Annotated in this window: 12 protein-coding genes and 1 other RNA gene; 3 read left to right on the top strand and 10 right to left on the bottom strand. The window is 70.6% G+C overall.

Going from position 1 to position 11,456, the window contains the following annotated elements; translation table 11 throughout:
- From ACPCK6_RS24280 to pruA, 9 genes are all read right to left on the bottom strand, one after another.
- On the bottom strand, positions 1–945 hold the full coding sequence (locus ACPCK6_RS24280; RefSeq protein WP_423482320.1) for a hypothetical protein: 945 nt from the start codon (positions 943–945) through the stop codon (positions 1–3).
- Between the two features lie 41 nt (positions 946–986).
- Positions 987–1,415, bottom strand: a complete 429-nt coding sequence (locus tag ACPCK6_RS24285; protein WP_423482321.1) for a hypothetical protein — start codon at positions 1,413–1,415, stop codon at positions 987–989.
- A gap of 176 nt (positions 1,416–1,591) precedes the next feature.
- Positions 1,592–1,967: a transfer-messenger RNA gene (gene ssrA, locus ACPCK6_RS24290) on the bottom strand.
- Between the two features lie 103 nt (positions 1,968–2,070).
- On the bottom strand, positions 2,071–2,550 hold the full coding sequence (gene smpB / locus ACPCK6_RS24295) for an SsrA-binding protein SmpB (RefSeq protein ID WP_396880402.1): 480 nt from the start codon (positions 2,548–2,550) through the stop codon (positions 2,071–2,073).
- Positions 2,551–2,683: 133 nt separating this feature from the next.
- Entirely contained in the window at positions 2,684–3,559 is an 876-nt protein-coding gene (gene ftsX, locus ACPCK6_RS24300; protein WP_194798448.1) for a permease-like cell division protein FtsX, read from the bottom strand.
- A gap of 65 nt (positions 3,560–3,624) precedes the next feature.
- Positions 3,625–4,305, bottom strand: a complete 681-nt coding sequence (gene ftsE, locus ACPCK6_RS24305; protein WP_013284225.1) for a cell division ATP-binding protein FtsE — start codon at positions 4,303–4,305, stop codon at positions 3,625–3,627.
- A 118-nt stretch (positions 4,306–4,423) separates the two neighbouring features.
- Positions 4,424–5,545 carry a peptide chain release factor 2 gene (gene prfB / locus ACPCK6_RS24310; protein WP_013284224.1) on the bottom strand — a complete coding sequence of 374 codons (1,122 nt, stop codon included), beginning with the start codon at positions 5,543–5,545 and terminating at the stop codon, positions 4,424–4,426.
- 99 nt (positions 5,546–5,644) lie between these two features.
- The gene (locus ACPCK6_RS24315; RefSeq protein ID WP_013284223.1) at positions 5,645–6,160 is read right to left on the bottom strand and encodes a PadR family transcriptional regulator; all 516 of its coding nucleotides are present in this window, start codon (positions 6,158–6,160) and stop codon (positions 5,645–5,647) included.
- 135 nt (positions 6,161–6,295) lie between these two features.
- Positions 6,296–7,924 carry an L-glutamate gamma-semialdehyde dehydrogenase gene (pruA, locus tag ACPCK6_RS24320; RefSeq protein ID WP_423482322.1) on the bottom strand — a complete coding sequence of 543 codons (1,629 nt, stop codon included), beginning with the start codon at positions 7,922–7,924 and terminating at the stop codon, positions 6,296–6,298.
- Between the two features lie 452 nt (positions 7,925–8,376).
- Here pruA and ACPCK6_RS24325 point away from each other — a divergent pair, with 452 nt between their 5' ends.
- The gene (locus tag ACPCK6_RS24325; RefSeq protein WP_423482325.1) at positions 8,377–9,507 is read left to right on the top strand and encodes a hypothetical protein; all 1,131 of its coding nucleotides are present in this window, start codon (positions 8,377–8,379) and stop codon (positions 9,505–9,507) included.
- Between the two features lie 10 nt (positions 9,508–9,517).
- Here ACPCK6_RS24325 and ACPCK6_RS24330 read toward each other — a convergent pair whose 3' ends face one another.
- Positions 9,518–10,027: a DUF6912 family protein gene (locus ACPCK6_RS24330; protein ID WP_423482323.1), complete on the bottom strand. Its 510-nt coding sequence runs from the start codon at positions 10,025–10,027 to the stop codon at positions 9,518–9,520.
- Positions 10,028–10,224: 197 nt separating this feature from the next.
- On the opposite strand from ACPCK6_RS24330, the gene ACPCK6_RS24335 reads away from it, so the two are divergent.
- Positions 10,225–10,452 (top strand): helix-turn-helix domain-containing protein, encoded by a 228-nt coding sequence (locus ACPCK6_RS24335; RefSeq protein WP_013474124.1) that lies wholly within the window; start codon positions 10,225–10,227, stop codon positions 10,450–10,452.
- A gap of 95 nt (positions 10,453–10,547) precedes the next feature.
- Positions 10,548–11,126: an Rv3235 family protein gene (locus ACPCK6_RS24340; RefSeq protein ID WP_423482324.1), complete on the top strand. Its 579-nt coding sequence runs from the start codon at positions 10,548–10,550 to the stop codon at positions 11,124–11,126.
- The last annotated feature ends 330 nt before the right edge of the window (positions 11,127–11,456 follow it).

The raw sequence follows: 11,456 nt of genomic DNA on the forward strand, positions 1-11,456 counted from the left end.
TCAGCCGGGCCGGACGGCCAGCGGCGCGCCGCTGGCGGCATCCAGCACGGCCCGGCCGCCCACCGGCGCGCTGAGCGTGACACTCACCGGCTTCATCACGAGCTGCATGGTGCACGGGCCGGTGGGCGGGACCACGGCGCCGCCGATCACCACCACGTCCGGCCGTTCCAGCACCAGCGGCGTGGGCGGACCGTCGCAGGCGCCGACACCCAGCAGGTAGTCGATGCGGTCGCCCTCGACCGCCCGCAACTGCTGCGCGGACACCAGGCCCGCCGGGAGCGGCCGGGCGGGCACCGCGCCGCCGGGCGCCCGGCCGGTCACGCGCGGCGCGACAGCGACCCGCGCCACCGGTACGGCCAGCTCGTCCACGGTGAACAGCCAGGCGGGCACCTCGGCACGCCCCCGGCTCGTCCACACCGGCGCGGTGCCCAGCCGTACCCCGGTCACGGTGAGCGCCACGCACGCGCCCGGCGCCGAGGTCGACACCGGGTCGTTCGGGCCGGGCCGACCGGTCGGTGCCGGGTCCGGTGCGGCCGGGCGCCCGTCGCACGGCGGCGGGTCGCCCTGGTGGAGTTCGGCGTACGCGTCGGCGGCACTGACCAGCGGCACCCGCAGCGTGCCGTCGGGGAACCGGATCGTGCCGTCCTTCGGCACGTCGGCCGGGACCGGGATCTGGTCCCGGTACCAGCCGGCGCCGAACGCCGTCTTCGTCTCCTCGGTGAAGCGCGGGTCGCCGGTGAGCACCGTCGGGTCCTGGAGCGGCACGTACCCGTCGCGCCAGCCCGGCCCGGGCTGCCAGCCCGCTGCCACCTCCTCGGCCCGCTCGGTGAACGCGGGACGCTGGTCCGGGCCGGCGGGCGGGGCCACCCCCGGATCGGCGCCGGGCGTGGCGCAGGCGGAGAGGGCCAGCAACGGGATCCCGAGCAGGGCGAGCACGCGACGCATACGGGGTTGGACGCGTGCCCGTCCCGGCGGGTTCCCCGGGCTCAGTCCTCGCCGCCGAGGTCGGCCTGGTACGCCTCCCAGAGCAGGTCGGCGCCGTGCCGCCGGTGCCGGTCGAGCGCCCGCAACAGGTCGCGGGTGCGCGCCCGCACCTCCGCGGCGGACACCCCGGGCAGGCGTACGGAGTGCTGGAGCGCTGCGAGCGCCGCGCTGATCGCGGCGTGCTCGCCGACCAGCAGGCGTACGCCCCGGTCCAGCCGGGGTGCGGCGCGCACCAGGTCGGCGTAGTGCCCGCCCGTTCCCTCGGTGACGCGGACGTGCTCGGTGAAACCCCACCGGACGGGGTCCAGATCGGTGAGAAGGCGCTCCCGCCAGCGCGGCCCGGCGGTGGCCAGCGCCCGCCCGAGGGCGCGCAGGTCACCGGAGGCGCTCGGGAGCACGGCGGTCGGCTGCTGGATCGGACTGGTGACCATGGGACACCTCCCGCTGCTGGGTGCGAACCCGTATGGCGATGGTGGACCCGGTTCCGGGCGCTGTCCAGCGGTCGGCGCCGCCTCATCTGCCCCTGTGGGCGCAGCGGCCCCAGAGGGCTCAGAAGCCTCAGACGACTGTGCGCCCCGGTCCGGGTGGACGGGGCGCACAGTCTGTGTGGTGGAGGTGCCGGGAATCGAACCCGGGTCCTTCGCCGGTTTGTCAGGGCTTCTCCGAGCGCAGCTCGCTATGCCTCTACTCGGCCCCACCGCTCACGCGAGCAAGTTGGTGTGACGGGCCCAGTCGCTGATTGATCTCGCCGCACGGACCCCGCGACCGGGTCCGATTGGCCAGCCTTCTAGCTGATGCCGGCTAACTGGGTCGAAGGCGCTCCCAGGCCGACAGACTTGCTACTCGCCTCAGGCGGCGAGAGCGAAGTCAGCGCGATTGTTCTTGGCGCTTATTGGTTTCCGACGACCGATTCTCGAGACGACGTCGGCTTCCTCGGCTCGCTTCCCCTGTCGCTGCGTACGAAGTCGAAACCAGTCACCCCCTCGAAGCGCTGCCCCTGTCGGCAGCACACCAAGCCTAACGCCTGGCGCAACCGGATTCATCCCGAGGCCCGCCCGACGCGGGCAGCCGGACGAACCGGACGAATCACTCAGACATGCCCTTGCCGCGCCGACCGACCGCCCGGGCGATCTCCTTGGCGGCGTCCCGCTTGGCGAGGTCCTGGCGCTTGTCGTACGACTTCTTACCCCGGGCCAGGCCGATCTCCACCTTGGCCCAGCCGTCGGAGAAGTAGACCTGCAACGGCACCAGCGTCAGGCCGCTCTCCTTGAGCTTGCCCAGCAGCCGGTCGATCTCCAGCCGGTTGAGCAGCAGCTTGCGGGTACGCCGGGGCTCGTGGTTGGTCCAGGTGCCCTGGGCGTACTCCGGGATGTGCATGGCGTGCAGGTAGATCTCGCCGTCACGCTCCTGCGCGAACGCGTCCACGAGCGACGCCCGCCCGGCCCGCAGCGACTTGACCTCGGTGCCGGTCAGCGCCATGCCCGCCTCGTACGTGTCGAGGATGGCGTAGTCGTGGCGTGCCTTCTTGTTGGAGGCGACCACCTTGCGACCCTTCTCCCGTGGCATCGGCGCCACCCCCTTCCTGATCGACTCGCCGGCCACCGGCCGACGAGCGGAGATCATGCTACCGGAACCACAAGGGCCCTCCCGCGCCGTTTATTCCGGCGCGGAAGGGCCCTCGGTGAGCCGTACGAGGTGACTAGACCCGCAGGTAGAAGCGGAGCGTGACCCAGGCGGTGACCGCGCTGACCACGCCACCGACGGCGGCCATCAGCGGGAAGGTCAGGAAGATCTCGGACCAGGAGATCGGGGTGATGAGGCCCTCCAGGGCCGCCATCGAGCTGCCGGCCGACAGCAGCTTCACCGCGACCAACGCGAGCAGGCCCAGGATGGAGCCGAACAGACCGGCCACCACCGCCTCCAGCACGAACGGCGCCTGGATGAACCAGTTCGACGCGCCGACGAGCTTCATGACCGCCACCTCACGCCGCTTGCTGTACGCGGCGACCTGGATGGTGTTCGCGACGAGCAGCAGGGCGGCGACGGCCATCACGATGGCGATCGCGAGGGCGCCGTTCTGGAACCCGCTGAGCACGCCGAAGACCTTGTCGAGCAGCTTGCTCTGGTCGACGATCGTGTCGATGCCCTCGGCGGTCTTGTACTTGTCGTAGATCGCCTTGTACTGCTCCGGATCGTTCAGCTTGACCCGGTACGACTCGGGAAGCTGGTCCGGCTTGACGGCGCTGACCAGATCCGGGGCGTCGGCGTACATCTGCTGGAAGCGCTCGTACGCCTGCTCCTTGTTGACGTACGTCGAGTCCTTGACCAGCGGGTCCTGATCGAGCTGCTGACCCAGCGCGTCGACCTGTTCCTTGGTGGCATCGGTCTTCAGGAAGATCGAGACCTCGACGTTCTCGTAGTAGAGGTCCTTCATGTCGCCGACCTTCTGGTAGAGAAGGCCGCTGCCGCCCAGCATGAACAGCGACACCGCCATTGTGATGATCATGGCGATGGTCATCGTGACGTTGCGCCACAGCCCGACCAGTACTTCGGACAGGACGTACTTCATCCGCATCGGGATATTCCTCCGGCTCTCCGGCGTGAGGTTTCGTCGTCAGGGTCTACGGAACGTCGTCCGGCTCAGCCGTAGACGCCGCGGGCCTGGTCGCGCACGATGCGGCCGCTCTCGATCTCGATGACCCGGCGCCGCATCTGGTTCACGATGTTGGAGTCGTGCGTGACCATCACGACGGTCGTACCGGTGCGGTTGATCCGGTCCAGCAGGCGCATGATCTCGATCGAGGTGTCCGGGTCCAGGTTTCCGGTCGGCTCGTCGGCCAGCAGGATCAGCGGCCGGTTGACGAACGCCCGGGCCACCGCGACACGCTGCTGCTCACCACCGGAGAGCTCATGCGGGTAGCGGTGCTCCTTGCCGCCGAGACCGACCAGCTCCAGCACCTCCGGCACGACCCGGCGGGCGACCGCCTTCGTCTTACCGATCACCTCCAGCGCGAACGCCACGTTCTCGTACGCGGTGCGGTTCGGCAGCAACCGGAAGTCCTGGAAGACGCAGCCGATGGAACGCCGGAAGTGGGGTCGCTTCCAGGAACGCATCGACGTGACGTCCTTGCCGTTGACGACGACCCGGCCCTTGTTGGGCGTGACCTCGTGTAGCAGCAACTTGATGATGGTGGACTTGCCGGAGCCGGATGGACCGATGAAGAAGACGAACTCGCCCTTCTCGATCGAGACGGACACGTTGTCGAGCGAAGGCCGGGACGCCTTCGGGTACGTCTTCGTCACTTGCTCAAGCTGAATCACGGGTCGGTAGTCTACGCGGTGTAACCGCAGAGCCAAGCCCCACGCCCCGCCGAAGCGGTGCGCGTCATCGATTTACCCGGTCAGCCCGAGATCGATGACGCGCTGCGTCCGAGCGTGATCACGCACTGTCAGCGCTGAGCTGCTGCTGCTTCCGCCAGCGGATTCCCGCCTCGATGAAGCTGTCCAGGTCACCGTCGAAGACCGAGGACGGATTGCCCGTCTCCTGTTCGGTACGCAGATCCTTCACCATCTGATACGGGTGCAGGACGTACGAGCGCATCTGGTCGCCCCAGGAGCTGGTGCTGCCGGTCTTCAGGCCGGCCAGCTTCTCCTCCTCCTCCTGCCGCTTGCGCTCCAGCAGCCGGGCCTGGAGCACCCGCATCGCGGAGGCCTTGTTCTGCAGCTGGGACTTCTCGTTCTGGCAGGTCACCACGATGCCGGTGGGGATGTGGGTCAGCCGCACCGCCGAGTCGGTGGTGTTGACGCTCTGCCCGCCCGGCCCGGACGACCGGTAGACGTCCACCCGGACCTCGTTCTCCGGGATGTCGATGTGGTCGGTCTGCTCGGTGACCGGCAGCACCTCGACCCCGGCGAAGCTGGTCTGCCGACGGCCCTGGTTGTCGAACGGGCTGATCCGCACCAGCCGGTGCGTGCCGGACTCCACGCTGAGCGTGCCGTAGGCGTAGGGCACCTTCACCGTGAAGGTGGCCGACTTCAGGCCCGCCTCCTCGGCGTACGAGGTCTCGTAGACCTCGGTCGGGTAGCCGTGCCGCTCGGCCCAGCGCAGGTACATCCGCAGCAGCATCTCGGCGAAGTCGGCGGCGTCCACGCCACCGGCGCCGGCCCGGATCGCGACGAGCGCCTCCCGCGAGTCGTACTCGCCGGAGAGCAGCGTGCGGACCTCCATCTCCTGGATGGCCTTGGTGAGCCCGGTGATCTCCGACTCGACCTCGGTCAGCGCGCCCGGGTCGTCCTCGGCCTGGGCGAGTTCCAGCAGCACCCCGGCGTCGTCGAGCCGGGAGCGCAGGTCACCGAGCTTGGTGATCTCGCCGTTGACGTACGACAGCTGCGACGTCACCTGCTGCGCCTTGGCCTGGTCGTCCCAGAGGTCGGGGGCGGAGGCCTCCTGCTCCAGCCGGGCCTTCTGCTCGCGCAGCTTGTCGAGGTCGAGCACAGCCTCGATGTTGCGCAGCGTGGCGTCGAGATCCTTGAGCTGTTCGGCGTAATCGGCAGCGGTCACGACAGACAAGACTACTGCGCGTGTGAGGAGTGAGCTTGCGAGCCCCGCAGTCACGCGCGAAAAGACTGCTGCGTCGTTCCGTCAACCTGTTGCAGGTGGTCAGCCGACCGGCGCGGTCTTCAGCCAGGACAGCGCCGCCTTGTGGTAGGCGACGGCGAACTCCAGCGCGCTGGCGTCGTAGCTGTCGCCTTCCTTCTTGGCGTTCTTGACCTGCTCCCGCACCGCCGCCAGGGCCTCGGTGTGGTACTCGTTCGCCGTCGCGTACAGGTTCTTGAGCTGGCTCGACGAGTGCAGGTCACCGAACGCGATCCGTAGCGCTATCGGGTTACGGATGGTGTCCTTGCCGGGATTCTCCGCCAGCCAGCGGGAGAATGTCCGTTTCCCGGCCGCCGTCAGCGCGTACGGCTGGCTCATCCGCGGCCCGGGCTTGCCGAGACGCACCAGACCCTTCTCGGCCAGGACCGGCAGCTCCCGGTAGACCTGACTGCGGGTCATCGACCAGTACGGCGCCAGCCGGCGCTCAGCGGCGGCCATCAACTGGCCGCCAGTCATCGGGCCGTCGTGCAGCAGACCGAGCAGAGCTGCTGCCGTCGGGTTGACTCCGGATTCCGCCATGCCCTCTAAGCTGCCACTTTGTCGGCTCTGGCGTCCAGGATTTGCTCATTTCGGCACCCGATGACGGGTCCGATGTGCACTGTCGGATGAGGAAGAGGGCCCGCCCCGGCCGGGACGGGCCCTCTGGCGAGCGTCTCAGCCCATGTGCGGGTAGGCGTGATCGGTCGGCGGAACGAAGGTCTCCTTGATCGTCCGCGGCGACATCCAGCGGACCAGGTTGTGCCAGGAACCCGCCTTGTCGTTGGTGCCGCTGGCCCGGGCGCCGCCGAACGGCTGCTGCCCGACCACCGCGCCGGTCGGCTTGTCGTTGATGTAGAAGTTGCCGGCGGCGTACCGCATCTTCTCCGCCACCTGGTCGACCAACCGGCGGTCGGTCGCGAAGATCGACCCGGTCAGCGCGTACGGCGCGATCGACTCGGCCTGGGTGACCACCTCGTCGAAGCGGGCGTCGTCGAAGACGTGCACGCCGAGGATCGGCCCGAAGTACTCGGTGGTGAACGTCTCGTGCGCGGCGTCGGAGCACTCGAACAGCGTCGGCCGGACGAAGTAGCCGACCGAGTCGTCGGCGGTGCCGCCGGCCAGGATCCGGCAGGAGTCGTCGCCCTTGATCAGCTCCAGCGCGGCGGTGTGCCGGCCGAACGCCTTGTCGTCGATCACCGCGCCGCCGAAGTTGCTGAAGTCGGTCACGTCGCCGTAGGTCAGCGAGTCGGCGGTGGCGGCGAGCCGGTCGCGCAGCCCACCCTCCCAGATCGACCGCGGGACGTACGCCCGCGAGGCGGCCGAGCACTTCTGGCCCTGGTACTCGTAGGCGCCCCGGATCAGCGCGGTGTGCAGCGCGTCCACGTCGGCGCTGGAGTGCGCGACCACGAAGTCCTTGCCGCCGGTCTCACCGACCAGCCGGGGGTAGCCCCGGTAGCCGGCGATGTTGTCGCCGACGGTCTTCCACAGGTGCTGGAACACCTTCGTCGAGCCGGTGAAGTGGATGCCGGCGAGGTCCGGGTCGGCCAGCACCACCTCGGAGACCTCCTCGCCGCGCCCGGTGACCATGTTGATCACGCCGGGCGGCAGGCCGGCGGCCTCGAACAGGCGCATGGTGAAGTGCGCCGCGAACTGCTGCGTCGGGGACGGCTTCCAGACCACAGTGTTGCCGAGCATGGCCGGCGCGGACGGCAGGTTGCCGGCGATCGCGGTGAAGTTGAACGGGGTGATCGCGTAGACGAACCCCTCCAGCGGCCGGTGGTCGAGGCGGTTCCAGACCCCGGGCGAGGACAGCGGCTGCTCGGCCAGGAGCCGCCGGGCGAAGTGCACGTTGAACCGGAGGAAGTCGATCAGCTCGCAGGCCGAGTCGATCTCGGCCTGGACGGCGGTCTTGGACTGGCCGAGCATGGTGGCCGCGTTGAGCGTGTCCCGCCAGGGGCCGGCGAGCAGGTCGGCGGCGCGCAGGAAGATGGCGGCCCGCTCCTCGAACGGCAGCGCCCGCCACATCGGAGCGGCGTCCTTGGCGGCCTGGACCGCGGCTCGGGCGTCGTCGTGGGTGGCGTGCCCGGTGACGCCGAGGACGTGCGCGTGCTTGTGCGGCTGCACCACGTCGATCGAGGCGCCGCCGGCCATCCGGCGCTCGCCGGCGATCGTCATCGGCAGCTCGATCCGCTCGGCGGCCAGTTCGGCCAGCCGTCGCTGGAGCCGTTCCCGGTCGGCGCTGCCGGGCTCGTAGGTGTGTACCGGCTCGTTGAGCGGCTCGGGTACGGAGAACACGGCGTCCATCACAGGCTCCTGGCGATCTCGACGACGACGGCGAAACCGGACCCGCGGGCGCCGGCCGGCGGCCGGACGCCGGACACCGCGGGGTCAGCGGCGGCGGGACCTGGCCCGATTCTGTCACGAGACGCCCCCGCGGGCCGCGCCTCCCCGCTACACCGAACAGCCGGATCATCTCGGGACCGTCGGCTCAACTCACCCACATCCGACGAAACATCGGATCGCAACCCCGTTCGTCGACGATTCTTCGGCGCTTACTCAACCGTTGATCCACTCCACCTCGGGGAAACGGCGGTATCCGAGCCCTCCGGATGCCACCACATCGGCGTACTGCAGTCGATCAAGGCGCAGACGGCACACGGCCCGCCCGAGGAGTGGTGATGCGCCGCGTACGCTGGATGACCGGTGACCTGCCCGGCCCGGCGCGGGGACATCCGGTGACCGTCGAAGGGAAGACGATGAGCAACCAGCCCGGCAGCTCCACGGCCGCGGAGACGGATCAGCCCGAGGCCGTCGGGCCGACCACGGGCGACGGGGCCACCGTCGAGACGTCCTCCGTCAAGGCGTCCTCCGTCAAGGCGTCCTCCGGAGAGGCACCGTTGGCCGAGGCACCGGCGGGCGAGGCTCCGACGGGCGAGGACGCAGTCGGCCCCGCGCATGGGGACGAGGGCATCGTCACCGGCGGACGGCCCGAGTTCGCGCCGGGCGCGATCGTGCTCGCCCTGCTCTCGGTCGGGTGGCTGGCCGCCATGCTCTGGTCCACCCGCGAGGCGATCCATTCCACGGCGGCCGGCGTCACCGCGATCAGCCTCTCCGCGTACGCGCTACCAGGCGTCATCACCGCCGCGCTGGTCACCGGCGCCACAATGGCCCTGCTCGCGACGAACCGGCTGGGCCTCGCCACGCTGCGCTTCCTGGCCGCCGTCGGCACCGGCCTCCTGGTCGGGCTCGTCACCGCGGTGGCGATCAACCTGACGTACGCGGACAACGCCACCACGAACACCATCGCCGGAACCGCGGCGGCGGCAGCGATCATCGGCGGGGCGATGGCCGGCGCGCGCCAGGCCCGGGTGGTGGGGGCGATCACGCTCGCCACGCTCACCGCGCAGATCTTCGTGGTGCTGTTCAGCCGCGCCCGCGACCCGCTCTCCGACCTGTTCGGCGCCGGGGAGACCCAGCAGTCGGTGCTCGACGCCGCGAAGTGGGTCTCGCGTACCGAGTCGCTGCTCGCCGGGCTGCTCGCCGGACTGGCCGCGTACCTCTATCTGACCTGGTCCCGGCGCCGGGCGGAGCGCCGCGACGGCGCCGCGTCGCCGCTGCGCTGGCCGGCCTACCTGGTCGCCGGGGCGGGCGCCGGCCTGCTCCTGCTGCTCACCGAGGTGATCATCCGGATCGGCGGCCGTGGGTTGCTCGACCTGGCCGCCGCGCTCAGCGAGGCCGACGAGGTGGCACAGACCGCGCTGGGCACCTCGCGGGTCGACAACGGGATCTGGGTGCTCTTCGTGGGCGCGCTGACCACGCTCATCGTCTTCGGGCGCACGCTCGGGCCGCGCCCGGTGGACGACGACGAGGACGAGCCGGCGGCCTGAACCGGCCCGGTCAGCCCGCCTCGCGCAGCAGCAGGTCCAGCTCGGTCACGTCGTACCACTCCAGTTCGTGGTCCTCGGCGCCGTCGACGGTGAACTGGGCGTCCGGGTCGCCGGCCTGGGCCTCCACCACCACGGCGACGGCGGCGGCCACGTCCTCGACCGCGTCCGCGCCGTCCACGTGCAGCGCGGCGACCGACTTCACCGGCACCGGCCCGGCCGGCCGGACCACGCTCGACCCCAGCTCGCCGCCGACCCGCTCGACCGCACGGGCCGGCAGGTCGGCCGAGACCACCACCCGTCGCCGGGGAGCGGCGGGGTCGTGCCGGAGCAGGAGCAGCGCATCCTGGGCGGCCCGGGTGAAGGCCACGTACTCCAGCTCCTCCTCGTCACCCTCGGCGTACCACTCGCGCAGCTCCGGGGTCACGGCGTGCGCCGCCTCGGCGCTCAGCCCCTCCTCGCGCAGCCGGGCGAGCATGGGAACGGTCGCCGGCAGGTACACCCGGACAAGCTCGTCGGTCACCGGTCACTCCCACACTCAGGCCGATCGCCGGCGGACGCCGACTCCGGGCGCCGATCATGCCGTACGCCGAGACCGTCATACACCCGGCACCCGCGCGGGTGAAGTCTCCCGCCGGTGTGTCTCCCGAACGGGCACGTGGCGATGTCACCTGGTGATGGCAAACTGAAGCAAACGCAACCAACCCCGGGAGTCGCACCGTGGAGTCGAGGTTCCTGCTGCTGTCCGACGTCGCCGCCGAGCTGAACGTGTCGGACTCGCAGGTCTACCACATGGTCCGCAGCGGCGAACTGCCCGCGATCAAGATCGGTGGCCGGGGTCAGTGGCGGGTCGAGCGCGCCCGGCTGGAGGAATACATCGAGCGCAAGTACGCCGAGACGGCCGAATGGGTACGCGGCAACCCGCTCGGCGAGCGCGACGAGGAGTGACCGCCCGGGGACCGCCTGCCATTGACGACGGTCGCCCGCGTCCGGGAAGATGAGAGCCTGTCGGAGGCAAACGAAGGCAAACGCAAGGATTCGAGATGGTTGACACCCGCCGTCCCCGCGCACCCCGCCCGCCGGTCCGTCTCCGGCCCGCCCCGCCGCTCGACCCGCCGTGCACCGACGAGGAACCGCTCTGGAGTCCCGTCGGTCAGCTCACGCTCGACCTGGCCGACCCGCGCCGCCGTTCCACCGCACGCCCCGCCGGCCGCGCCCCCGACGCGGCACCCGCCTGGCCCCGTTGGTCCGGTGCGCAGGCGTCAGCCCTCGCCTCCGCCACACCCGAGGGAGCGCGGGCCGCGCACCTGTTCGTGCGTACCTTCCTGGAGATCGTCAACGGCTTCCGGCCACCCGGTCAGCTCCGGCCGCTCTGCCTGCCCGAGTCGGCCGGCCCGGTGGCCGCCGAGCTGACCCGCGCGGCCCGCCGGGTGACGCCGGTCCGCCGCCGCACCGCCCGGCCGGCGCTGCTGCTACGGCGCCTGCGGGTGTGCGAACCGCGTGCGGGCGCGGTCGAGGCCACTGCCGTGTTCGCCGGCGCCGGCGGCGCGAGCTGGGCGGTGGCGATACGCCTGGAACGCCGCCGAGGCACCTGGCTGTGCCTCGTCCTCGACGTCCTCTGAGCCCGGTCGCCGCCTCCACGACCCGGCTCGACGCTGCGGCCACCCGCGCGGTCTGTGAGCGGGCACAGTCTCCCGACTCCCGGCGAGATCTTGGTACCAAACGGCCCTCATAGGGGCCATTTCCTACCAAGATCTCCGCAAATCCCACCACGCGGAACGCGAGTCTCGCCTGACGGAAGCCTCGTCGCAGCGACCCGCCGAACGAGGATCTCCGGCCCACGCCTGCACCTCCACCCGCGCCGATCTTGCACTTTCGGTCCCCCGATAACGGCATGAATCGGGCACGATGAGGGCCGAAACTGCAAGATCGGGGGGCAAGTAGGGGCGGGA

It is taken from the genome of Micromonospora sp. AB353, assembly GCF_049538395.1.
GTDB classification, from domain to species: Bacteria; Actinomycetota; Actinomycetes; order Mycobacteriales; family Micromonosporaceae; genus Micromonospora; species Micromonospora aurantiaca.